At 53.8% G+C, this 21,943-nt stretch carries 24 protein-coding genes and 1 tRNA gene; 19 read left to right on the top strand and 6 right to left on the bottom strand.

The genetic code is table 11. The annotated features are described in order from the left end of the window. Positions 1 to 74: 74 nt before the first annotated feature. Both NQF64_RS05945 and NQF64_RS05940 read left to right on the top strand, forming a co-directional pair. Positions 75 to 2,939, top strand: coding sequence for a DNA translocase FtsK 4TM domain-containing protein (locus tag NQF64_RS05945; RefSeq protein WP_407651815.1), 2,865 nt, complete (start codon positions 75 to 77; stop codon positions 2,937 to 2,939). Between the two features lie 3 nt (positions 2,940 to 2,942). Then, a complete protein-coding gene (locus tag NQF64_RS05940; protein ID WP_266106801.1) occupies positions 2,943 to 3,659 on the top strand; it encodes an RluA family pseudouridine synthase in 717 nt (238 codons plus the stop codon). A gap of 5 nt (positions 3,660 to 3,664) precedes the next feature. Here the strand turns inward: NQF64_RS05940 and ubiM are convergent, their stop codons facing one another. Then, a complete protein-coding gene (ubiM, locus tag NQF64_RS05935) occupies positions 3,665 to 4,873 on the bottom strand; it encodes a 5-demethoxyubiquinol-8 5-hydroxylase UbiM (RefSeq protein WP_266106800.1) in 1,209 nt (402 codons plus the stop codon). Between the two features lie 10 nt (positions 4,874 to 4,883). Further along, complete coding sequence (locus NQF64_RS05930) at positions 4,884 to 5,501, bottom strand: nitroreductase family protein (protein ID WP_266106799.1); 618 nt, start codon at positions 5,499 to 5,501, stop codon at positions 4,884 to 4,886. A 110-nt stretch (positions 5,502 to 5,611) separates the two neighbouring features. On the opposite strand from NQF64_RS05930, the gene hisB reads away from it, so the two are divergent. The 7 genes from hisB to NQF64_RS05895 all read left to right on the top strand — a co-directional run bounded on the left by hisB (position 5,612) and on the right by NQF64_RS05895 (position 10,170). Next, the gene (gene hisB, locus NQF64_RS05925) at positions 5,612 to 6,214 is read left to right on the top strand and encodes an imidazoleglycerol-phosphate dehydratase HisB (protein WP_266106798.1); all 603 of its coding nucleotides are present in this window, start codon (positions 5,612 to 5,614) and stop codon (positions 6,212 to 6,214) included. Between the two features lie 87 nt (positions 6,215 to 6,301). Beyond that, positions 6,302 to 6,946, top strand: coding sequence for an imidazole glycerol phosphate synthase subunit HisH (gene hisH / locus NQF64_RS05920; protein WP_266106797.1), 645 nt, complete (start codon positions 6,302 to 6,304; stop codon positions 6,944 to 6,946). 6 nt (positions 6,947 to 6,952) lie between these two features. Next, on the top strand, positions 6,953 to 8,323 hold the full coding sequence (gene hisA / locus NQF64_RS05915) for a 1-(5-phosphoribosyl)-5-[(5-phosphoribosylamino)methylideneamino]imidazole-4-carboxamide isomerase (protein ID WP_266106796.1): 1,371 nt from the start codon (positions 6,953 to 6,955) through the stop codon (positions 8,321 to 8,323). Beyond that, positions 8,317 to 9,078, top strand: a complete 762-nt coding sequence (gene hisF, locus NQF64_RS05910) for an imidazole glycerol phosphate synthase subunit HisF (protein WP_266106795.1) — start codon at positions 8,317 to 8,319, stop codon at positions 9,076 to 9,078. The genes hisA and hisF overlap by 7 nt, the downstream gene beginning before the upstream one ends. A 20-nt stretch (positions 9,079 to 9,098) precedes the next feature. Further along, the gene (locus NQF64_RS05905) at positions 9,099 to 9,479 is read left to right on the top strand and encodes a phosphoribosyl-ATP diphosphatase (RefSeq protein WP_099026404.1); all 381 of its coding nucleotides are present in this window, start codon (positions 9,099 to 9,101) and stop codon (positions 9,477 to 9,479) included. 93 nt (positions 9,480 to 9,572) lie between these two features. Beyond that, complete coding sequence (locus NQF64_RS05900; RefSeq protein ID WP_099026405.1) at positions 9,573 to 9,959, top strand: HIT domain-containing protein; 387 nt, start codon at positions 9,573 to 9,575, stop codon at positions 9,957 to 9,959. A 135-nt stretch (positions 9,960 to 10,094) separates the two neighbouring features. After that, positions 10,095 to 10,170, top strand: a tRNA-Glu gene (locus tag NQF64_RS05895). A gap of 163 nt (positions 10,171 to 10,333) precedes the next feature. Here NQF64_RS05895 and NQF64_RS05890 read toward each other — a convergent pair. Both NQF64_RS05890 and NQF64_RS05885 read right to left on the bottom strand, forming a co-directional pair. Continuing rightward, positions 10,334 to 11,743, bottom strand: a complete 1,410-nt coding sequence (locus NQF64_RS05890; RefSeq protein WP_266106794.1) for an alpha-keto acid decarboxylase family protein — start codon at positions 11,741 to 11,743, stop codon at positions 10,334 to 10,336. Continuing rightward, a complete protein-coding gene (locus NQF64_RS05885; protein WP_266106793.1) occupies positions 11,730 to 11,903 on the bottom strand; it encodes a thiamine pyrophosphate-binding protein in 174 nt (57 codons plus the stop codon). Before NQF64_RS05885 ends, NQF64_RS05890 begins: the two co-directional genes overlap by 14 nt. Before the next feature lie 16 nt (positions 11,904 to 11,919). On the opposite strand from NQF64_RS05885, the gene NQF64_RS05880 reads away from it, so the two are divergent. The 8 genes from NQF64_RS05880 to NQF64_RS05845 all read left to right on the top strand — a co-directional run bounded on the left by NQF64_RS05880 (position 11,920) and on the right by NQF64_RS05845 (position 19,737). Next, complete coding sequence (locus NQF64_RS05880; protein WP_266106792.1) at positions 11,920 to 12,819, top strand: LysR family transcriptional regulator; 900 nt, start codon at positions 11,920 to 11,922, stop codon at positions 12,817 to 12,819. Between the two features lie 163 nt (positions 12,820 to 12,982). Beyond that, positions 12,983 to 13,714 (top strand): phosphate signaling complex protein PhoU, encoded by a 732-nt coding sequence (phoU, locus tag NQF64_RS05875; protein WP_155572692.1) that lies wholly within the window; start codon positions 12,983 to 12,985, stop codon positions 13,712 to 13,714. Further along, on the top strand, positions 13,711 to 14,463 hold the full coding sequence (locus NQF64_RS05870) for a response regulator (RefSeq protein WP_266106791.1): 753 nt from the start codon (positions 13,711 to 13,713) through the stop codon (positions 14,461 to 14,463). Before phoU ends, NQF64_RS05870 begins: the two co-directional genes overlap by 4 nt. A 153-nt stretch (positions 14,464 to 14,616) precedes the next feature. Beyond that, positions 14,617 to 15,666, top strand: a complete 1,050-nt coding sequence (locus NQF64_RS05865; protein WP_266106790.1) for a sensor histidine kinase — start codon at positions 14,617 to 14,619, stop codon at positions 15,664 to 15,666. Between the two features lie 104 nt (positions 15,667 to 15,770). After that, positions 15,771 to 16,592 (top strand): alpha/beta fold hydrolase, encoded by an 822-nt coding sequence (locus NQF64_RS05860; protein WP_266106789.1) that lies wholly within the window; start codon positions 15,771 to 15,773, stop codon positions 16,590 to 16,592. Next, the gene (locus NQF64_RS05855) at positions 16,589 to 17,449 is read left to right on the top strand and encodes a sugar phosphate isomerase/epimerase family protein (RefSeq protein ID WP_155572689.1); all 861 of its coding nucleotides are present in this window, start codon (positions 16,589 to 16,591) and stop codon (positions 17,447 to 17,449) included. The genes NQF64_RS05860 and NQF64_RS05855 overlap by 4 nt, the downstream gene beginning before the upstream one ends. A gap of 146 nt (positions 17,450 to 17,595) precedes the next feature. Beyond that, positions 17,596 to 18,972 (top strand): L-serine ammonia-lyase, encoded by a 1,377-nt coding sequence (locus NQF64_RS05850; RefSeq protein ID WP_155572688.1) that lies wholly within the window; start codon positions 17,596 to 17,598, stop codon positions 18,970 to 18,972. Positions 18,973 to 19,008: 36 nt separating this feature from the next. Continuing rightward, entirely contained in the window at positions 19,009 to 19,737 is a 729-nt protein-coding gene (locus NQF64_RS05845) for a hypothetical protein (RefSeq protein WP_266106788.1), read from the top strand. 8 nt (positions 19,738 to 19,745) lie between these two features. Here NQF64_RS05845 and alkB read toward each other — a convergent pair whose 3' ends face one another. Both alkB and NQF64_RS05835 read right to left on the bottom strand, forming a co-directional pair. After that, the gene (gene alkB / locus NQF64_RS05840; protein ID WP_266106787.1) at positions 19,746 to 20,387 is read right to left on the bottom strand and encodes a DNA oxidative demethylase AlkB; all 642 of its coding nucleotides are present in this window, start codon (positions 20,385 to 20,387) and stop codon (positions 19,746 to 19,748) included. Further along, a complete protein-coding gene (locus NQF64_RS05835) occupies positions 20,384 to 20,680 on the bottom strand; it encodes a putative quinol monooxygenase (protein WP_155572685.1) in 297 nt (98 codons plus the stop codon). Before NQF64_RS05835 ends, alkB begins: the two co-directional genes overlap by 4 nt. A gap of 167 nt (positions 20,681 to 20,847) precedes the next feature. Here NQF64_RS05835 and ybaK point away from each other — a divergent pair, with 167 nt between their 5' ends. Together ybaK and NQF64_RS05825 are read left to right on the top strand one after the other, a co-directional pair. Then, positions 20,848 to 21,345, top strand: a complete 498-nt coding sequence (gene ybaK, locus NQF64_RS05830) for a Cys-tRNA(Pro) deacylase (protein ID WP_155572684.1) — start codon at positions 20,848 to 20,850, stop codon at positions 21,343 to 21,345. A gap of 112 nt (positions 21,346 to 21,457) precedes the next feature. Next, a complete protein-coding gene (locus tag NQF64_RS05825; RefSeq protein ID WP_266106786.1) occupies positions 21,458 to 21,937 on the top strand; it encodes a hypothetical protein in 480 nt (159 codons plus the stop codon). The last annotated feature ends 6 nt before the right edge of the window (positions 21,938 to 21,943 follow it).

The raw sequence follows: 21,943 nt of genomic DNA, 5'->3' as shown, positions 1-21,943 counted from the left end.
TTTCAGAATCACGCAAAATACGCTATCATCACCGCCTTAATCATGCCTATAGCCCCGCCAGAGGATCCGCCCCTGTGCTTTCTCGCTTCCAGTTATCGACCAAATTACGCTCTCTACTGCCACCCTCTATGCGGGGGACCAACAGTACAATTGAGCCACCGCTCGGAGCTATGGCACCAGAGGATGTTGAGATCCCCACATGGCATGAATCTCCTCTCTCGCGCATTCTCTCGGCACGTATGATGGAAATGCTGGGCGTTATTTTGCTCATCATGGCTCTTGCTATTGCCGCCTCACTCTTCAGCTTTAACCCACACGATCCTTCCTTCAACACAGCAACAGGCACAGAGCCGACCAATTTGCTCGGCCGTTTCGGTGCAACGATTGCCGATGCCCTAACACAACTTCTCGGGCTTGCGAGCATCCTTCCCGTGCTGATCCTATTGGCATGGACATGGCAGCTCTTACGCTATCACCATTTAGGCTTGCCTCTTTTACGACTTGCAGCGGCAATCATCTTCTTACCTACAATGGCCATGATAGTAGGGCTGCTCCAACTTACCCTACCAGGATGTGATGTCCCATGGCCAACCAATAGCGGCTTAGGCGGGGAGAGTGGTGTCTTTTTTGCACGTAAACTCCTTGCTCTAACCACGCAAGAAACAGGCAGTATGGGGGGGATTTTTGCCCTTTTTCTCTCTTTAATTCTACTGGCTGTCCTGTGCCCTTTAACCATGGGGCTAAGTGGGCGGGAGTGGCGGTCCCTCGCTAAGGGATTAAGCGCCGTTATTATGGTACCAGTCCAAGCATTACTACGCGCGCGCAAACCTGTAACAAATACCACACCACAAACAGCTTATCCCTCCACAGCCGGGGGGCCAGTCCGTTATAGCCGTCCTGCAGCAGGCAGCGGGTTGCGTCCATCTGGCTTTATTATTCGTAATCTTAACCGCCAAGCAGAGGCTCCGCCTCCGCATAATGTCGCCCCGTGGCAAAAACCACTCTCAGCCCAACCACAACACCCCCCTGCGGCATCCCCCACACCACAGACTGAGGCAGACCCCACACCCGATGCAGAAGAGGCCGACAACCCCTATGCGCGGATGCTTGCTCATATTCGCCATGACCCCGGCCGGACACAACAAGCCCAAAAGCTGCATGAGGCCCATGAGCTAGAGGATATTACCCATCATGTAACAATGCCGCCTCATCCTACACAGCCTGTAGCAACATCTTTTACCTCTGTGCCAGACAGTCATAAAGCAGCGGAACCCCTTATAACCCCCACCGCCCCCCTTGCTGGTCATGCCTCACCCTCATTCAACGGGTCGGTTCCTGTACCATCGCAGCCCTCTGCGGCCCCTCATGCCCCTATAACGGGTATGACGGCACCCTCAACATGGCTTCCTCCTGCTGTCAGCCTCCTCAACCCATTGCCAGACCATAATGAGACTGGGCCTTCTGACGAAGCCTTACAAGCTAATGCGCAAATGCTGGAAAAGGTGCTTGATGATTATGGCGTACAAGGGACCATCACAGATTACCGCGCCGGGCCTGTTGTCACGCTTTATGAGCTAGAGCCAGCCCCCGGCATACGCTCCTCCCGCGTGATTGGCTTAGCCGATGATATTGCCCGCACGCTTGCGGTATTGAGCGTCCGCATTGCCACTGTACCGGGGCGTAATGTCATTGGGATAGAAGTCCCCAACGCTACGCGTGAGACGGTCTATTTCCCCGAACTTCTTCTCTCCTCCGCCTGGAAGGAGCATCGCGGTAAACTACCCCTCGCTTTAGGGAAAGATATTGCTGGGGAGCCTATTTTTGCAGACCTCGCCCGGATGCCTCATCTCCTTGTGGCTGGGACGACAGGCTCTGGTAAATCGGTGGGGATTAATGCGATGATCCTCTCACTACTTTACCGGCTAAGCCCAGAGCATTGCCGCCTCATCCTCATTGACCCGAAAATCCTAGAGCTTTCCATCTATGAGGGTATCCCTCATTTGATGACCCCAGTTGTAACGGAGCCGCCTAAAGCCGTCAGTGCCCTCAAATGGGCTGTGCAAGAGATGGACCGCCGCTATCGGCTTATGGCGGACCACGGGGTACGTAATATCAGCAGCTATAATGACCGCATCCGTCATCTTAAAGCGACAGGGGAAACCCCAACACGGCGCATCCAAACCGGCTATGACCCAGAGACGGGCCATCCCGTTTTTGATGAGCATCGCCTCCCCCTTGAGCATCTGCCTTATATCGTCATCGTCATTGATGAAATGGCCGATTTGATGATGGTTGCCGGTAAAGAGATTGAAGCCTCCGTCCTCCGGCTGGCCCAAAAGGCCCGTGCGGCGGGTGTGCATGTCATCATGGCAACGCAACGGCCCTCTGTTGATGTCATCACAGGGACAATTAAAGCGAACTTCCCAACGCGTATTTCCTTCCAAGTTACCAATAAATATGACAGCCGAACCATCCTAGGTGAACAAGGAGCAGAGCAGCTCCTCGGCCGTGGGGATATGCTCTTCATGCAAGGCGGTGCGCGTATTACCCGCGTGCATGGGCCGTTCATCAGCGATGAAGAGGTTGAAGCTGTGGTGGCGGACCTTCGCTCCAAAGGGGCACCCGTTTATAATACGGAAGTCCTCGCTGATGAGACGGATGAAGAAGAGCAAGCCCCCAGCAAGGGGAATCGCGCTACAGATGATGACCAAGACGCCGCCCTTTATGAGCAAGCAACGGAGCTTGTCATCCGCGCGCAACGGGCCTCCACGAGCTTTGTCCAACGCCATCTCCGCATTGGGTATAATCGCGCCGCTAATATCATCGACCAAATGGAGCGCGAAGGCATCATCAGTGCTGCAAACCATGTGGGCAAACGTGATGTCCTCGCAAGCAAGGAGTCTCTCACCGCTGATTATGATGATGAGGATGATGCCTAACCTATGGCTCCTCCTCCCCTTTTCCGCCCCGGGTGCGCCTTACCCCTCTTATGGGAGGACCGGCATTTTATCGTCATCAATAAGCCCGCAGGTCTAGCCGTTCACCCCGGGCCACAAACGCGCGATAGTGTGGAGAGCCGCCTCACGCCGCAAAAACGTGGAGGGCCATGGCTCGTCCATCGTTTAGATACTGATACAGCGGGCTGTTTGCTGGTAGCCCTCCGCAAAACGGCTTTAATTGCTGCACAAAAGGCCTTTGCCACCCATCAAACCACCAAACATTATTGGGCGTTAGTCTCTGGCAAACCAACAGAGCCAACAGGTAGCCTCACCACCGCTATAAAGCGCGTCTCCTCCCCTCAACAAGGTTGGAAGATGGTTTGTGAAGCCCCCCATGAGGGCACAAAGGCTGCGGCACTTGCTCGTACATCATGGCGGGTTTTAGCCCATGATGGCAGCACAAGCCTGCTTGAACTCACCCTCCATACAGGCAAAACGCACCAAGCACGGGTGCATTGTGCCGCATTAGGAACCCCTATCATAGGCGACCGCCTTTATGGTCGAGCGGAGGCCACCGCACCCCTCGCCTTACTAGCACGCTCCTTAGACGTACTACTCCCGCTAGAGGATGGCACGGCTCATACAGCCCCTCATCGCCGCATCCATGCCATAGCGCATCATGAGCAGATGGACGCTTTCTTGCAGAATTATAAGCTCTAATCCCCCTATATAGGGTCCATAAGCATCCGCGTTACGACCCGCTTAAAGGGGGTGAGACGGTTAGCCAGCATCAACCCCGCCCGGCGCGCGAGAGGAAAAGGCCCATCATCACGCGTATAGGCCACAGCAATCGCGTTTGTTGCGGTAAAGAGCGGGAAGGTCGCCCGGCGATGCCGTTGCTCAAACCGCCGCAACGCTGCTGCCTCACCCGGGTCACCAGAGCCTGCGCTCAACTCCTGCACCAAACATTCTTGCCCGCGAATCCCAAAATTGAAGCCATGCGCGGTAATAGGGTGCATCCCCACAGCGGCATCACCAATCAAAGCCACACGCGGCCCGTGGAAACGGTGCGCATAAACCGCTTTAAGGGGGTAGGTGATGCGGTCACTCACAACACGCAAAAGGCCGAGCCGCTCATCCGTACGTTGGGTGATTTCTGCGTTAAACGCCTCATCCGCCGCGCTGCGGAGGCGGGCAATCTCATCGGGCGGGAGGGTCAAGACCAGAGAGGACACATCCCCCATCCCGCCATCTGATGCAACAGGCAGCAAAGCGATGGTTTGCTTCTCAGAGAACCATTGCAAGGCGGTATTGTCATGCGGTGTGAGATGTCGCATCCGGCAGACAAGGATGCTCATGCCAAAATCATGCACGATAGCCCCAATCCCGGCCATCTCGCGCACGGCTGAGAACCGCCCATCCGCTCCCACTAAAAGCCGCGCTTGTATAGTCCCCCCGCTAGCAAGCTGAATATGTGCGGCCTCACGCGTGGTGTGATAGCCCGCTACACGCTCCTGACAGCAAAGCGTAATGCCCGCTGTGCGCCGTACAACATGATAAAGCGCACGGCGAATCAAATGATTAGCCACAAGATAGCCCAGCGGCTCACCCTCTGGGGTTGCTTCAGATTGTTGAGGGGCATGGAAGATTAAGGGTGGGCCACCAAGGCTGCCACTCTCCACCCGCGCAACATCTAAGGGACAAATTGCCTCAGCAGGAATCTCCTCCCACACACCATATTGCTTCAACCAATGAACGGTATGATGAGTGAGGGCGATTTCACGCCCATCAAAGGCAGGGGACGCCAGCACTGTATGAGGGGCAGGCTCCACCACATGCACGGCCCAGCCCTCCCGCGCGAAGGATAAAGCTGCGGCTAAGCCCGCAGGGCCACCGCCTGCAATAACAACATCGCTCATTACAGTCTGCTGCATCACGCTCACCTTAATGCGACTCCTCATCCGCCCGGAATGTAACAGGATGTTCCGCCTCCCATATCGCCATATAATCAGCAATATCAGGCCGTTTATGAAGCTTGCCAGGTTTTTCTGGCGTACCGACTAATAAGAAGCCTGCCAGACGATGCGGCTTCTTCAACCCTAAGTGACGGAGTAAGGGGCGGTCCTCACAAAAAGCCCCGCTAATCCATACCCCACCAAAGCCCTCCATATGCAAGGCATTCAGTACATTCATAGCTCCAGCTGCCACGGCCATTTCTTGCTCTATGACAGGGACTTTATGTTTAGGGCGTATATGCATCCCCAGGGCAATAATCATGGGGGTTTCGCTAAAACGCTTGCGGCGTTTCTCACGTTTTTTCTCCGGCGCATCAGGCTCTTGCCGAGCGACAGCCTCCACCACATGCGCAGCAAAAGCGGGCCGTTCCGCCCCGGTGATGACAATATAACGCCACGGGCATAAATGGCCGTGGTCAGGCGCGCAAAGACCTGCGGATAAAATACGCATCAACACATCGCCTTCTGGGGCAGGTGCGACAAGGTCCCCCGTGGAGGACCGCCCCAATAGCGCAGAGAGAGGCGAATCAGATATAGCCTGTGTCATGATATTAACCCTCTCCATCGTCATAAGAATATCAGATACAAAACACTCTCCCCCAGACGAGCGCGATAAGCAAGTTTGGATTACGCCCGAAACTGGTATAATTAGGACGCATGACAACACAGACACCCCGCACCGCTACGCTGAATCGTCACACAAACGAGACAGACATCGCCCTCTCACTCTCCCTCGATGGAAAAGGGAAAAGCTCCATCCAGACTGGGATTGGCTTTTTTGACCATATGTTAGAGGCCCTTGCCCGTCATGGTGGGTTAGACCTTGAGGTGCGCGTCAAAGGGGACCTGCATATTGATGACCACCACACCATTGAGGATGTCGGCATCACCTTAGGGGAGGCCATTCATCGTGCCCTTGGCGATAAACGAGGAATCGAACGCTTTGGCTTTGCCCTCGTCCCGCTTGATGAAGCCTTGTGCGAAGCGGTCGTCGATATTTCTGGCCGGCCCTTCCTTGCGTGGAACCTCACCTTCCCCCGCGAGATGATTGGCACAATGGCAACCGAAATGGTGGAGGAGTTCTTCCGCGCCCTCTGTATGGCAGCGCGCATTACCGTCCATATGAATGGCCGTGCAGGGACCAATGCCCACCATATTGCCGAGAGTGCCTTTAAAGCTTTTGCCCGTGCCCTCCGCATGGCCTTAGCCCGTGACCCGCGCAGTGCAGGGCGCATCCCCTCTACAAAAGGTGTATTATAAAAAAACCTTATAGAATTTTTGCTTGCTTTCCCGCCCTCACTTGCCTGAAAGAAAAGCTAGTATCTCGTAGGCTAAGGGGAAGGGTTCATGCGCGTTGTCGTAATCGACTATAATGGCGGCAATCTGGCCTCCGCTGCACAAGCTGCCCGCCGCGCCGCAGCTCTGCGAGGGATTAAGGCCGATATCCTCATCAGCCGTGAGGAAGCGGACATCCTCAGCGCGGACCGGCTCATCCTACCTGGGCAAGGGGCGTTTGCAAATTGCGCTCATGGGCTGAATACCGGCAATCTCCGCCCCTTATTGGAGAAAGCCACAGCGGAAGGCACACCCTTTTTGGGCATTTGTGTGGGGATGCAGCTCATGGCTCGCTATGGGCTAGAACATGGCCGTACAGAAGGCCTAGGCTGGATTGATGGGCATATCGCCCCTATGGATGAGAGCGCAAAAGCGGGATTGCAGCTCCCTCATATGGGGTGGAACACCCTTAGCTTCACCCCCGGTGCCCACCCCCTGACAGAAGGGTTGCAGCCGGGGGAGCATGGCTATTTTGTCCATTCCTACGCTCTAAAAGAAGCCCATGAGGATGAAGTCATCGCCACAGCGGATTACGGCATGACTATACCTGCCATCGTAGCGAAGGGGAATCGTTGTGGTACGCAATTCCATGTCGAGAAAAGCCAAGAGGTTGGGCTGACCATTCTTGGTAATTTCCTCCTCTGGCAGGTTGGGTGATATAATATGCCACTATCTACCCCTCCTGAACATTACCAAGCAGAGCACCTGCACGGCAGCATTAATGAAGATGACCTGGACAGCCTCATAGAAAGCACAACGGCCGCTATTTTAAATGAAGGCGTCTTTAACTGGCATACCCCACCAGAAACCGGAGTGTTACGCCGTTTTTTTGAAGGCTTATTGATGGTCCCAGAACGGGATTTATTTATCGTCCGAGCCCCCGATAACAGCATTTGTGGGGCCGCTATTTTAGCCCATGCTACTGCTCGCTCCGAGCTTTACGGAGCTAGTGCCACCGTTACGGCCTTTTTCATTGTCCCTTATGAGCGTAATAAAGGGCTCGGCACGCTACTCCTCCACAAAGTCATCGCGCGTGCGCGCATTGGTGGTGCAAAAGTGTTAGACTGCCGCGTGCGGGAAACTCTACCCGACGCTATCGCCCTACTCACCTCATTGGGCTTCACCCATTGGGGTACCCACCCCTATTTTGCACGCATCGGAGACCGGACAGTGCGCGGATTATTCTTCTCCAAACTTCTTGTCCCTGAGGAAAATGCCGTCCAATGGCAAGCAGCAGGGGGAGCCACAACTATGCCTCATCACACGCCACAGGCCCCTACGCCTACCTCTACAGGGCTAACCCTCTATCCTGCGATTGATCTTAAAGGCGGGGCGTGTGTGCGCCTGCGCCAAGGCGCGATGAATGATGCCACCCATTATTCAGATGACCCTCCAGCACAAGCCAAACTTTTTGAGGCCGCTGGCTGCCGCCATCTCCATATTGTGGATTTAGATGGTGCTTTTGCTGGCCGCTCCGCCAATATAGATGCCGTTGAGGGCATTATCGCCAATACCTCCCTTCCCGTGCAGCTTGGTGGGGGGTTACGCGATATGAAAACAATCGAACGCTGGTTAGAGGCCGGTGTGAGCCGGGTTATTCTTGGGTCTGCCGCGGTAAAAGACCCAGACCTCGTCCGCCAAGCAGCCCGCGCATGGCCCGGCCGGATTGTTGCAGGGATTGATGCCCGCCAAGGCCGTGTTGCTACAGAAGGCTGGGCAGAAGTCTCCGAACTTACCACGACAGACCTCGCCCGCCATATGGAGGATGCCGGGGTTGCGGCTATCATCTTCACCGAGATTACTCGTGATGGCATGTTAGAAGGGCTTGATATTGAGCAAACAGCGGCCTTAGCGCGACATGTTTCCATCCCCATCATCGCCAGTGGCGGGGTTGGCACGTTAGAGCATCTCCGCGCCTTACGCCGTGCTGCTGAAGAGACACCGGGCATTACGGGGGTGATTGTTGGCCGCGCCCTTTATGATGGACGCCTCTCCCTCCCAGACGCCTTACAGGTGTTGGAGGGGACATGCTAAAGCTACGCGTCATCCCCTGCCTTGATGTTTGTGATGGCCGTGTTGTCAAAGGGGTTAATTTTGTCTCCCTCCGTGATGCTGGCGACCCTGTCGAGCAAGCACGCCTTTATGATGCTGCCGGGGCGGATGAGCTAACCTTTTTGGACATCACGGCAAGCTCTGATAACCGTGAAACCATCTTTGATGTTGTCGAGCGCACAGCCGCCGAAGTCCAGCTCCCCCTTACAGTTGGGGGCGGGGTGCGAAGCTGTGGGGATATGCGTAAGCTCCTCCTCAGCGGGGCTGATAAATGCGCTATTAATTCCGCTGCGATTCGTACGCCCCATTTCATCAATGAAGCAGCCGAACGCTTTGGCAGCCAATGCGTTGTTGTCGCTATCGATGCCCGCAGCAATAGCCGGGGTGGTTGGGAGGTTTATGCCAAAGGTGGGCGCGAGCCTACAGGGTTAGATGCCCTCACTTGGGCTGAACAAATGGCAGAGCGTGGGGCGGGGGAAATCCTCCTTACCAGTATGGATCGTGACGGCACACGCTCTGGCTTTGATTTAGACCTCCTCCGCGCTGTGTGCCAGCGTGTCTGCATCCCCGTTATTGCCTCTGGCGGGGTAGGGGAACTTACTCATTTTGTCGAAGGGGCGCAGGCTGGTGCGAGTGGACTTCTCGCCGCGAGTGTGTTCCATTTCGGTCAATTTAAAATTAACGAGGTCAAGCAGGCCTTACACAAGGCGCATCTGCCTGTTCGGCTTGGCCGCTAACAGCTTTGGGGAGATACAGAATGAACAAAGACAAAAAACAAACCGCCCCCACTGATACCACAGCACTCCCCACCCGTAACGAAGTGTTGGAGCGACTTTATCACACCATCATGGCCCGCAAGGGGGCTTCACCTTCTGTCAGCCATTCGGCCCGTCTTATGGCCCGTGGGCGAAGCAAGATTGCTCAAAAATTTGGGGAAGAAGCCGTTGAATGCGTTATTGAAGCCATTGGCGGCACACGTGAGAGCCTCATTAGTGAGAGTGCGGATGTACTCTACCACCTCATTGTGATGTGGGTAGATGCTGGCGTTGCCCCTGCCGATGTCTGGGAGGAGTTAACACGCCGGGAAGGTACGAGCGGTATTGAGGAAAAAGCCTCCCGCCCGAAAGAGACCTTCTAAAAAGCAAGGCATGGGTGGGTTGCCCTATGCCCTCTTGACTTACCCCCACCCAGTTCCTCAATCATTATAGGGTGAAGAGGAGGACCTAATCTTATGCCGACCGCCAATCCTGCTTACGACTCCAACAATGTTTTTGCCAAAATCCTGCGTGGGGAAATCCCAGCCGAGCGCGTCTGCGATAGCAAGCATTCTTTTGCTTTTTACGACATCTCCCCTGCAACACCGATCCATGTTTTAGTCGTGCCACGTGGGGCCTATACCGACCTGCATGACTTCACCTCCCGCGCGAGTGATGAAGAGATTCTCGATTTCTGGAAATTGGTGGATAAAATCACAGCCGAGCAATCCCTCATCCCCAGCGGCTTTCGCCTCATCAGCAATTCTGGCCCTGATAGTGGGCAGGAAGTTCCGCATTTTCATGTTCATTTGCTCGGCGGTCAAAAACTTGGCCCCATACTCTGCCCGCCTAAGAAGGGTTAAACCTCTCTCCATCATCCAAGATAAAAAGCTCCTTCGTGGGGCTTTTTTTATAATCTCTGCAATAGTTTCGTAAAAAAGCACATCTGCCCCCTTGCGCTTCTGTACTCTTTCTTTTAGAGGAGGCTCACGCCTTTAGTCCCGTTCGTCTAGAGGCCTAGGACACCGCCCTCTCACGGCGGCAACACGGGTTCGAATCCCGTACGGGACGCCAATCGCTCTATCATCTTCCTTAAAAACTAAATCATCTCATAATAATGGCATTCGCTATGCTAGCGTTTATGCCCGCTTAGTATATGTCACAAGCCCTATAAAAAGGGCCTCTCCCTTTCATAAGAAGAGGCCCAGCTTGGCCAGCTTGGGAGGACTTTACTGCCTTACTGCTTCTTCCCCATAGCTTCTGCCATCATGGGGGCATCATAACGGGGGGCTATGACCTCTAGGTAGGCCCCTTGCCCCGGTGTTGCCGCTGCAAGCGCCTGTCGCAAAGCCTTGGGCGTGCTGACACGTTCGCAATGCCAGTCTTTCCCACCAAAGGCACGGGCTAGAGCGGTATAATCCCAGCTGGCAACATCGTTATAATAACGCTCCCCATCATCACAGAGCAGACGCTCAATTAGATAGCCATCATTATTAAGCACCAAAATGAGAGGATGGCAGCCAAAGCGGGCAAACTCACCAACAGCTTGTTCTGTAAGCTGATGAGACCCCTCCCCTGTCAACAAGATAACCCGTTTATGCGGGGCTGCCATAGCCATACCAAAAGCAGCGGGTGTGGCCCAACCAATGGCCCCCCATAAACTTTGCTCCTCATAGCGTACACCCTCTGGTAAGCGGATAAACCCCATACCCATGGCTATGGTCCCGGTTTCACTCACCACAATATCCCCCGCCCGGAGATGATCCTTCACAGCGGAATATAGCGTGTGAGTCCGAATAGCCCCATCATCGCCTTCATCAGCCTGCTGGGGGGCAAATTCCGTCCCCCAATAACCCGGCCCCGTATAGGCAGGCAGGGTCCCCGCTAACGCGGCAAGGGCTTCCATAACCTCTACCAAGGCGACTGCATAAACCGCACCATCACCAAAGCGCACCTCATGCGGCATGACACTAATAACACGCTCCGGATTCAAGTTCTGCGTGAATGTCCCGGTGTTAAAATCCGTCATCTCGGCACCCAATGTGAGGACAAGATCCGCTTGCTCCACAAAATGAGCAACAGCCTCCTGGACGAGATGCCCGCTATACATCCCTATAAAACCGGCATCCTGCTCATCCACCACGCCTTTATCCATATACATCGTAGCGTAAGGCAGGCCGGAGCGTTTTAAAAACTGTTGCATGGCCTCTTGGCCGCCAAAACGAGCGGTAAGAATACCCGGTAAAACACATGGCGTTTTGCTCTGCTCAAGCTGAGCGATAATACGCTTGGCCACATGCTCGGCTTGTGCCGTGTTCGGCTGGGCGCGAGGGGGGTTATGCCCCTCCACCATGGCCACTTCATCATGAGCCGCATCGGAGGGAATACCGATATAAATAGGCCGCCGCTCTCTATGCAATGCAGCAAGGACACGCTCCACCTCCTGCACGCAATTCTGGCCATCTAAAATCGTCTGAGCGCACACAATATGAGCCGCTGCATCATGAAACGCCATGAACTGACCATTGCCTAACGTATGATGCACGAGCCGTTTTTCATCCATCACAGCGCGTTCGGGAAGCCCAACCAGATGGATAACCGATAGATGCTCCGCATATGCCCCGGCAACGCCGTTAATGGCACTCAACTCCCCAACACTGTACTTGGTTAAGGGCGGCAATCCCCCGCACATGCGCATAACCATCAGCAGCATAAGCGGCATTCAACTCGTTAGAGCATCCAACCCAGCGCATATCTTTCCGCGCGGTAATGGCATCATTAATCGGGAAGGCATAATCACCCGGCACCCCAAAGACATGCTCGATGCCTTACCCCCAACTCACCCTCCGTGAGCTTCATTATTTCATGGTCGTGGCCACGCAAGGCAATTTCAGCCGTGCAAGTGATGTGCTGCATATCAGCCAGCCCTCCCTCAGCATGGGCATCCGCTCTTTAGAGAATAAATTAGATGTGCGCCTTTTTGACCGGACACATAAAGCCATCACCCTTACCGACAAAGGCAAGACCTTTTTCCTCCATGCAGAACGTCTCTTAGAGGCAGAACAGAATCTTCAACGGGCTATGGCTGATGAATCCGGCCCCTTAAAAGGGACTGTCCATTTAGCCCTCCCGCCTATCCTTGGGGCTATCTATTTCCGCCCTATCATCCGGCAATTTTGCAGCTTATACTCAGAGGTCGTGCTCACAATTGAGGAATACCCTTCCGACAGGATCGTAACACAGCTTCTAGGTCATCATACCTATATCGCTGCACTCATAGAGCCTATCCATAATAAGCAATTACACACCATCGCTTTTGCAGAGGAGGAGCTATGCTTGCTCATGGCGGACACACACCCGCTTGCAGGCCGGCCTATATGTTCCTTCACCGATATTTTAGAGGAAAAATTTGTCCTCATGAATGAGGATTTCAAAATTAACCAATTTATCTCAGAAGCCTTTGCCTCTCACGGGGTCACACCGCAGGTTACGGGGCGGACAAGCGATACATCGCTCTTACTAACCATGGTGCAGGCGGGTGTTGGCATCACTATCCTTCCCGCTGCTTTTCATAATCCTATCCAACATGACGGGCTTTATTGCTGCCCCTTACAAGACCCTACCCTCCGCATCACTATCTCACTCGCAGTCCGCCGTAATAGCCCCTTAAGTAAAGCTGAGGAGACATGGCTACAACACAGCCTTAATAATCAAGCTTATTAACCGCCGCCTCTTTTGATGAAAAATTTATGACAACTGTGTTAATTATCAAAACATCTTCACAAAAACGGCAGAAAACAGGATGTTATTGGTGGTTTCTCCACCTCTTGCGGCCTGTTCCCGCTCTTACAGAATTAGGCTAGTATCGCGGCAAAAGGGAGAGGCTATGCCGCAACAAGGCCAACATATTGTACAACGTTATGGGGAGGACCTCCGCCGCCTACGCTCTTTTATGGAGGAGATGGGCGGCCTTGTGGAACATCAATTATCGCTTATCCTCACCGCTTTTACCGAGACCGATGCACAAGCCATCTCCCAAGTCATTCATCATGATAAAGCCATTGATGCCTTAGAGCATGAGGTAGAAACACAAGCCATCCGCCTCCTCGCTCTCCATGGCCCTATGGCCGCAGATTTGCGTGAGATTGTCGCTAACATCCCCATGGCTGGCACATTAGAGCGCGTTGGCGATTATGCGCGCTCCATCGCACGGCGGCTAGAACAGATGGAGCAGCCCATCCCCCCTCATGACCGGCTCGCTTTGAGTGAAATTGGTCGCATGGTCCTCGAGCATCTCCGCCGTGTGATGGACGCTTTAGAGCATCAAGATGCAACGGCGGCTCATTCTGTTTGGCAGGCTGATCATCGTGTGGATGAATATTGCGCTACCATGACCCATAATTATCTGGAGCGCATGACCCAACAGCCCCGTGCGCTACGCTTTTATATCTCCCTTTTATTCATTATTAGAAACCTAGAGCGGATAGGAGACCACATAACTGATATAGCCGAGCGCATCATCTTCATCGCAACAGGTACGTTACCACCGCCCACAGCCCGACCGCACGGCCATGCAGCACAGAGCATCGCCACAGAGCAAGAGGCCAGCACCCCATGATGCCTGCTCCACCGGCTACAAATACCACTAAAGGCTTTGTCCTCGTTGTAGAGGATGATGCCGCCCTGCGCCTATTGCTTGAACATAGCTTGCAGCAACGTGGTTATCAGGTTCATACTGTTGCAGATGCGGAACAAGCTCTCGCCTTCCTGGAGGGGACAAAGCCGGATGTTGCCCTTCTGGACTGGATGATGCCCGGCCTCTCCGGCTTAGAATTATGCCGCATCATAAGGCAGAAGCCGGGTTTAAAGGACCTGCCTATCTTATTCCTCACTGCACGAACGGAGGAGCAAGATCTTATTAATGGGCTTGATCATGGGGCGGATGCTTACCTCACTAAGCCATGCAGTGCTGATAAGTTAGACGCCCGCCTCCGCGCCTTATTACGCCGCGCTCGCCCTAGCCAAGACCAGATCAGTTTCGGCCCCTTACTCTTAGAGCCAGAAAATCACCACGTCACACGCGCTGGCCGCGTCATCACCTTAGGGCCAACGGAATATCGCCTCTTAGAGATACTCATCCGCCAACCCCGTAAAGTCTTTTCCCGCGAACTCTTATTAGAGCGCATTTGGGGAGCCAATGTTCATGTGGAACTCCGGACGGTGGATGTCCATATCCGCCGCTTACGGAAGGCCCTAAATGAGCCGGGGGAGGCAGACCTTATCAGGACCGTACGCTCGGCAGGATACGCGCTAGATGATAGCCGCACGGAGCATGATGTCTCCCCTTCTGCCCCCACTGCGCCTTAAATGATAGGGCATATTCTATGGCTAGGTGGTGGTGCCGTTTTATGCCTCTGCTGCCTTTATATAGGGTGGGTGCTAGCCCGTTATTATCAAGACAACCCACCTCGCAAGACACACACAGCTCCATACTCATCCGCTAAAGCCCCCCTCCATCAGATGGCATTAGATGAGTTAGTAGAACTCATCCCCGGTATGGCTTTAATCCTTGACCCGATGGGGCAGATCCACGCCTGTAATCAAGCCGCGCAAGAACATTATAAAGAGAGCTTACGCGCCATCCTTCGTCACCCTAATAGCCGCGCTATATTGCACGAAGCCTTAGCGACCTCACCTTCTACCAGCCCGCATGCCATCCATACCGCCATCGTTCATCTGGATGTCCCCATCAAACACACTATCCGCCTAGCGATGCGCCATTTAAGTGGGCCACAAGGGCGGGATAAGATGGTCCTCACCCTCCTTACCGACCATAGCACAGAGCAAGCAATGGACCGTATGCGGGCCGATTTTATTGCCCATGCAAGCCATGAGCTACGCACCCCGCTGGCCTCACTCAGTGGGTTTATCGACCTCCTAAAAGACAATGAGGGCACAACAGACCAAGCCTCCCGCACGCTTTATCTACAGATAATGAGCCAACAAGCCACGCGTATGCAACGGCTAGTGGAGCGACTTTTATACCTCTCTCATCTCCAACTCCGCAGCCATAACCGCCCTCATACACGCCTTGATGTTGGGGAGTTATTCGCCCTTATCGTGGGGGAAGTCCTACCTCGTTTTACCGATAACACGCGTAACCTCACTGTAGAGCAAGAGGAGGATCATCTTACCCTCCTCGCTGATGAGGATGAGATGATCCAGCTCTTTCTCAATCTCATCGAAAATGCCATCCGCTATGGTACGACACCAGACCACACTTTGCAGGTCCGCCTCTGTGCGCGTAGGGAAGGTACGGGCATTTTATTATCTGTAAGTGATAATGGCCCCGGCATTGCGCCTCATCATCTCCCCCGCCTTACCGAGCGTTTTTACCGCGTTACCGATAATAAGCAGACCAATCCCGCAGAAGTGGAAGAAGGCACAGGGTTGGGATTGGCCATCGTCCAACAGATTGTAGAACGTCATAAAGGCCATCTACGCTTTCTCAGCCCCCCTCATGAAGGCACGATATGCCGTATCTGGCTCCCTGCCGCACCCGCTTTGTAAGGTAAAAACATTACAACATCATCACCCCCCTTGCAGGGAAAAGAGGCTCCACACCATCTTACATGAAAGACGCCTAGTGAAGGCCGTATTAGGGAGATTCTTCGATGCCCCATATTACCACGAGCGACCATGTCAGACTCTATTATGAGGAGCATGGCCAAGGGCGGCCCCTTGTCATGATTCATGGTTGGACATTTTCCGGGCGGTTCTTCCACCGTAATGTCGCCGCTTTTGCACAAAAATACCGTGTCATTACGCTGGATTTACGCGGGCATGGGCACTCTGACAAACCGCATCATGGCTATCGTATCGCCCGCCTCGCAGCGGACCTCCGCGATGTGTTGGAAGCTTTGGACCTTCATGATGTTACAGTTCTTGGCTGGTCCATTGGCTCACCCATCATCTGGTCTTATATGGAGCTTTTTGGCACAAAACGCCTCCGCAGTGCCATTTTCGTCCAGCAGACACCAAAGCAATTCTTCTCGCCTGACTGGAAGCTAGGCCACGCTACATGCTACGATGAGGCCGGGTTAACCTTCCTCCAACAACAGCTTACCTTTAACCGCAGCGCGTTTGATCAACAAAATCTCGCTGATTGCCTCAGCACCTCCCTGCCTGAGGATGAAAAAACCATGCTGCTTAACGAGATGGCCGCATGCCCTAGCTATGCCGCTTCCCTCATGATGGCTGACCATACAACGCAAGATTGGCGAGATGTCCTCCCCCATCTCTCACTACCCTCCCTCATGATGATTGCTGGGAAGGATAAAGTCCTCCCCGCTGCTGGGCCTCGGTGGGTGGCAGAGCATATGCCGCATTGCCAAGCCGTAGAGTTTGAGGAAAGTTCCCATATGGTGTTCCTTGATGAGACAGAGAAGTTCAACCATACTGTTCTCACCTTTATGGAAGAGGAAGCCGCCGCATGAGCCACTTTCCCTTCGCCTTTGGCATGAACGAGTTTACCACCCAACCGTGGTCTTTTGAGGAAGATATTCAGCATTATGCAGCCCTAGGGGTTGAGACGATCGAACTATGTGAGAACAAACTCGACCCCCATCGGTTGGATGAGCAAATGGCATTGCTGAAGGAAAGCGGGCTGAAGCTTAGCTCCTTCCAACCATTAGTCCGCACATTTGGGGCCAGTAAGATGGTGCCCTATCCCCAAGAGGCTGAACGCCGCTTCGCCCGCTTAGAAGAAAGCCTGCATCGCTTTGCGCCTTACGCCCAAAATGTACCATTCGTCGTCAATACAGGGGCACCTGATAACGGCGATGTATATGGTTGCATCCACCATACGATAGACTCCCTCCATCGCCTCTGCCCCTTAGCACAAGAACTCGGCGTTACACTCTCCTTAGAGCCGCTCAACCCCACATCCATCAATTATGAGACCGCTATTTGGACGATTGACCAAGCCTTAGACATCATCAAAGCCGTCAATCATCCTGCCCTAGGGCTATGCCTTGATTATTGGAACATCTGGCAACAACCTGATGTATGCGCCGCCATCCGCCGGGCGGGGACGCTGATTAATGTTGTGCAGATTAGCGACTGGCGCACACCACGCTCCGCTGCAGATAGGCTCATACCGGGAGCAGGGTGCATCCCCCTCCATGAGATGCTCCATGCTACATGGGATGCGGGCTTCCGCGGGGCCTGCGCGGTGGAGATTTTCTCCTCCGATGTCAGCGATAGCTTGTATCAAGGGGACCTATCCGCCCTCATCACACAATGCCGCCTTGCTTTGGAGACACTCTGGGCACAACCAACTTCCCCCTCTTAAAAAGAGGGGGCATAGTGGGGAGTGTCCCTTATAGCAAAGTTTCTTGTTTGTTGCATTATCAGAATAATTTATTTTTTAAGGCTTATAACAGAACGATTTTTACCCCATAAAGGAAGAAGGATTCACAGGACCAAGGGCCCGTTTTCATGCTCAGCCTCTTTGACCTATTCAAAATAGGGATTGGCCCGTCCTCCTCCCATACAGTCGGCCCTATGCGTGCAGCACAACGCTTTACCGATGTGCTGGCAGACCTCCCTGATGGCCCCTTAGAGAAAGACCCCGCCCGTATTGTCGTCACCCTTTATGGCTCGCTCGCCCTCACTGCGGAAGGGCACGGCACCATCAAAGCGATTCTGCTTGGCTTAGCGGGCGAAACGCCAGAGCATGTTAACCCCGATACAGCCCAAAAGCTCGTCCAGCATATTGAAAGCACACATCTGCTGAACCTCAATGGCACGAGCTTCTCCTTCGATTATCAAAAAGATATTTGCCTTGATACCAGCACCATCCCGCCCATCCATCCCAATACTATGCAGTTTGAAGCTTTCAGCCGAGATGGCAGCCTCATCACACGTCAACGCTTTTGCTCTGTCGGAGGTGGATTCATTACGCCAGAAGAACAAGCGCGCACTATGTCTTATTCCCTACCGGATGTGCCTTACCCTTTCCGCAGTGGGGCGGCTTTGCTAGCCCATACGAAGAAACATCATACCGATATTGCCAGCATCGTTTTAAAAAATGAAACCGCCATCCGCCCCCTATGGGATGTTGAGCGAGGGATGGACCGCATTGCTGATGTTATGTTCGCCTGTATTGAGGCTGGGTTACATCATACCGATACACTCCCCGGCCCACTAAAAGTACAAAGACGTGCAGCAAAATTATATGCCCGCTTACAAGCCAAAACAAACGCCGCCCCCTCCCCCCATAATGTGATGAACTGGATCAGCCTCTTTGCCATTGCGGTGAATGAGGAAAATGCCGCTGGCGGGCGTGTTGTCACCGCCCCTACCAACGGGGCCGCTGGCGTTATCCCCGCTGTAATGCGCTATTATCGCGACTTCTGCCCCGAATATAGCAAGGCTGGGTTACGCACCTTCCTCCTCACAGCAGCAGCAATTGGGGGGCTGTTTAAGCTCAACGCTTCTATTTCCGGGGCGGAGGTTGGCTGTCAAGGTGAAGTTGGCGTTGCCTCCTCTATGGCTGCTGCGGGCCTAACCGCAGCCCTTGGTGGCTCACCAGAGCAATGTGAACATGCTGCTGAAATCGCTATGGAGCATCACCTCGGCATGACATGCGACCCTGTGGCAGGGCTTGTGCAAATCCCCTGTATTGAGCGCAATGCCTTTGGGGCTGTGAAAGCCATTAACGCATCCTCTTTAGCGATGAGTGATGATGCAAACGCGCATTATGTCTCCCTTGATCATGTCATCAAAACCATGGCGGAGACAGGACGGGATATGAATCACCGTTATAAAGAGACCGCCTTAGGCGGCTTAGCGGTGAATGTCCCTGCTTGTTAAGGGAGGCCATTCCCTTACCGTGACGCATACAGTATTGTGAATCTACATCGTCTCTTTATTTGCCTTACGGTCGGCTTTATGAAACGCCTTCTCCTCCCTGCTCTGATTTGTGGGGCTGCTAGCCTCCTCCCCCTCTCCCCTCTCTATGCTGAGCCGGGCGACCCTTTGCCAGCCTCCCAACGCCCACCGGCCCCAGCCCTTTTGGAACCAAAATTACCGTGCCAAAAGATGGCCAGCACACCGATTATCTTCGCCTCTAAACATAGTGATGATGCCCTCCATATGCGGGTGCAATGTGTGATGGACAAAGGCCAAGATGGGTTATGGCGCGCCCAGAGCTGCTCCTACCATTCCCATTGGAACGGCTTTTACATGCCCCGCCCCCCAAAAGTGCGCCATTATCGTGATGTCGTCACAAATTATATGGATAATGCTTGCTTTACTGATGGGCAGCTCACCCCTTATCTCTCTGATGAGCAAAATGAACAGCCTGATTCTATCTCTGATGAAGATGCTTGGACCTCCCGCACCATCACCCCATGGCGTGAGGACCAATTTGCCCATGGCATCAGCCCCGCGCAGGATGAAAAATTGGGGGCGATTTACCTCAATAATACGCGTGTAATGCTCAAACTCAGCTTCACTCATCGTCCCCCCGTCACGGCGGAGGAAAATGATACAGATAAAGCCGCGCATTCACCCCACCGTTTTGAGCCTGCACCAAGCATCATCAATCTTGATGCCGTCTCGGCAGTGACGAAATAAGCCCCCCCTTACCGTACAGTGCGGAAGGTGAGATTATATCGCCAGCCTAGCCCCGCAACAGCAGGGCCGGGCTTGATGGGCATAATCCCGTGGAAGTTATGCCGGCTTGGCCCGCCCCACACCACTACATCCCCATGATGGAGGGGCACTTTACGACATGGGGTGTTGCGCGTCGCCCCACCCCATTGGAATATCGCTGATAACCCAAGAGAGACCGAAATAATCGGGGCTTCAACGACCTGTTCATCACAATCCTGATGCAGCCCCATGCCTGCACCGGGGGCATAGCGGTTAATCAACCCAGATTGCGGCATAAACTGCTCATAGCCTGCCTCTTGCGCCGCTCGCACCGCAAGTGATTGGAAGATAAGCGGCATAGTCGGCCAAGCACGCCCGGTCAAAGGGTCTAGCTCATCATAACGATACCCTCGGCCATCACTCACCCAACCATAACGACCACATGCCGTCATGGCCGCAGCAAGCTGGCCCCCTCGGGCTGTTTTATACCGCCGCAAAGGGGCTTGTTTTAAAACATCCTCAATCGCCTGCAACAAAGCGGGAGCATCTGCTTTAGCAAAACCACCCAACACCGCAGCCCCGGGGGCTAAAACCTGCCGGGTGCGTGTCTCTGGGAATAAATCATCCATCATTGCCGATGGAAGAAACGAATCTGCCTTGTTGTAATGGCAAGCTCCTTCAACGCATTACGAAATACCGCAAAATGAGGGGCTGCCTCATGCGCTTGGAAGGCCTTCTCATCCTTATACACCTCATAAAGAGCGACAAGATAAGGCTCCTCAACACTGCGTTGGATGAGGAACTCTAAACAGCCCGGCTCATCCGTTTTGGAGCGCAGCGCATCATACTGGCACACCTCAAGGAACTTCGCCAAACTAGCCTCTGTTGCTTCAAACTCAGCAAACACAACGAGCGGTTGGGACATCGACTCCTCCTGCGTAATAACGCCTTATCCAGTCTTTATGATACGCCTTGCCCTGCGCCCCAACAAGGCAGGGCTGCATAGGCCTCGCTTGTCCCGCCGGCTGAAACACGCTTGATAATGGGCGATCATCATATCGTTGTAGCGTTCCACGCGATTGAAAGGGTTGCATGATGCACATAGACACCTCCCAGCATGACGAGACCGCCGCTACGCTGTTCCTCGACCAAGCGGGGGTTTCTTACGAGACGCGCCATTATGATTATGCCCCGCAAAAAGGCCATATTGGCGAGCAAGCAGCCCACGCCATTGGGGCCAAACCATCGGCTGTGTTTAAAACACTTGCTGTTAAAATAGACCGCAAACAGGCGGCTTTTGCTGTCATCCCCGTAGCCAAACGCGTCAATTTTAAGGCCTTAGCCGCAGCCTTAGGCGGCAAAAATGCTAAAATGATGCAAGCGGAGGAAGCTCACGAGCGCACCGGTTTTGTCTCTGGTGGGACAACGCCTTTTGGCTCCCGTGAATCATTTCCCACTATCATAGACCGCAGCGCACAAAAGCATAAAACAATTTGGATTAATGCTGGGGCGCGGGGGTTTTTAGCCTGTATGACCCCGCACGATATTCAAAATGTCCTGCAAGCCCATTTTGCCGCGATTGCCGAGTAGGGCACGGCCCATTCTACATGACTATTTCGTGACGTTTTTTTCACTACCATTCTACCGCCGCGCGGGATTACTATCCATCACGATAAAGAGGATCCCATCAAGGGGAATAAAGATGCGAGCTATCATCACCAATATGATCCCAAAAGCCTTTACTGGGCTGGCTTTGGCCCTCGCTATTGGTGCGTTAACACCCCACACGGCAGAGGCTCATCACGGTCATTATTATTACGGCCATCATCACAGCTTTGGCCATAGCTTCGCCCGTGGTCTTGGTTATGGCGTTGGCTCAGGCCTAGGCTATGGTGTCGTTAATCGCGTTTTTTCTGGCGGGCCTTTTGGGTACGGCTATGATGGTGGTTATTATGATGGTGGCTATGCCGTACCATATGCTGTCCCCAGCTATGCACCCCCACCACCCAGCACCAATGTTGTTATCGTACAACCCCCTGCACCCCCCGCAGGGCCCCCCGGCTATCCTTATCCCGTCCCTGGCTATACGCATTACCAACCAGGGCAGGGCTATGTAGCCCAAACAACAACCTATGTGCAGGGTTATGGCTATGTCCCCACCCCTCAACCTATCACGCCGTGATGATAT

The organism is Bombella saccharophila, from assembly GCF_026385475.1.
Taxonomy (GTDB): domain Bacteria; phylum Pseudomonadota; class Alphaproteobacteria; order Acetobacterales; family Acetobacteraceae; genus Bombella; species Bombella saccharophila.
Note: the sequence above shows the minus strand (reverse complement) of the source record. Positions and strands in the feature narration are given on the sequence as shown.

Excerpts from the sequence above, each read along its gene's own strand:
- NQF64_RS05940 (WP_266106801.1), top strand. The coding sequence starts at position 2,943 with ATGGCTCCTCCTCCCCTTTTCCGCCCCGGGTGCGCCTTACCCCTCTTA.
- ubiM (WP_266106800.1), bottom strand. The coding sequence starts at position 4,873 with ATGCAGCAGACTGTAATGAGCGATGTTGTTATTGCAGGCGGTGGCCCT.
- NQF64_RS05930 (WP_266106799.1), bottom strand. The coding sequence starts at position 5,501 with ATGACACAGGCTATATCTGATTCGCCTCTCTCTGCGCTATTGGGGCGG.
- hisB (WP_266106798.1), top strand. The coding sequence starts at position 5,612 with ATGACAACACAGACACCCCGCACCGCTACGCTGAATCGTCACACAAAC.
- hisH (WP_266106797.1), top strand. The coding sequence starts at position 6,302 with ATGCGCGTTGTCGTAATCGACTATAATGGCGGCAATCTGGCCTCCGCT.
- hisA (WP_266106796.1), top strand. The coding sequence starts at position 6,953 with ATGCCACTATCTACCCCTCCTGAACATTACCAAGCAGAGCACCTGCAC.
- hisF (WP_266106795.1), top strand. The coding sequence starts at position 8,317 with ATGCTAAAGCTACGCGTCATCCCCTGCCTTGATGTTTGTGATGGCCGT.
- NQF64_RS05905 (WP_099026404.1), top strand. The coding sequence starts at position 9,099 with ATGAACAAAGACAAAAAACAAACCGCCCCCACTGATACCACAGCACTC.
- NQF64_RS05900 (WP_099026405.1), top strand. The coding sequence starts at position 9,573 with ATGCCGACCGCCAATCCTGCTTACGACTCCAACAATGTTTTTGCCAAA.
- NQF64_RS05880 (WP_266106792.1), top strand. The coding sequence starts at position 11,920 with ATGCCTTACCCCCAACTCACCCTCCGTGAGCTTCATTATTTCATGGTC.
- phoU (WP_155572692.1), top strand. The coding sequence starts at position 12,983 with ATGCCGCAACAAGGCCAACATATTGTACAACGTTATGGGGAGGACCTC.
- NQF64_RS05870 (WP_266106791.1), top strand. The coding sequence starts at position 13,711 with ATGATGCCTGCTCCACCGGCTACAAATACCACTAAAGGCTTTGTCCTC.
- NQF64_RS05865 (WP_266106790.1), top strand. The coding sequence starts at position 14,617 with ATGGCATTAGATGAGTTAGTAGAACTCATCCCCGGTATGGCTTTAATC.
- NQF64_RS05860 (WP_266106789.1), top strand. The coding sequence starts at position 15,771 with ATGCCCCATATTACCACGAGCGACCATGTCAGACTCTATTATGAGGAG.
- NQF64_RS05855 (WP_155572689.1), top strand. The coding sequence starts at position 16,589 with ATGAGCCACTTTCCCTTCGCCTTTGGCATGAACGAGTTTACCACCCAA.
- NQF64_RS05850 (WP_155572688.1), top strand. The coding sequence starts at position 17,596 with ATGCTCAGCCTCTTTGACCTATTCAAAATAGGGATTGGCCCGTCCTCC.
- alkB (WP_266106787.1), bottom strand. The coding sequence starts at position 20,387 with ATGATGGATGATTTATTCCCAGAGACACGCACCCGGCAGGTTTTAGCC.
- NQF64_RS05835 (WP_155572685.1), bottom strand. The coding sequence starts at position 20,680 with ATGTCCCAACCGCTCGTTGTGTTTGCTGAGTTTGAAGCAACAGAGGCT.
- ybaK (WP_155572684.1), top strand. The coding sequence starts at position 20,848 with ATGATGCACATAGACACCTCCCAGCATGACGAGACCGCCGCTACGCTG.
- NQF64_RS05825 (WP_266106786.1), top strand. The coding sequence starts at position 21,458 with ATGCGAGCTATCATCACCAATATGATCCCAAAAGCCTTTACTGGGCTG.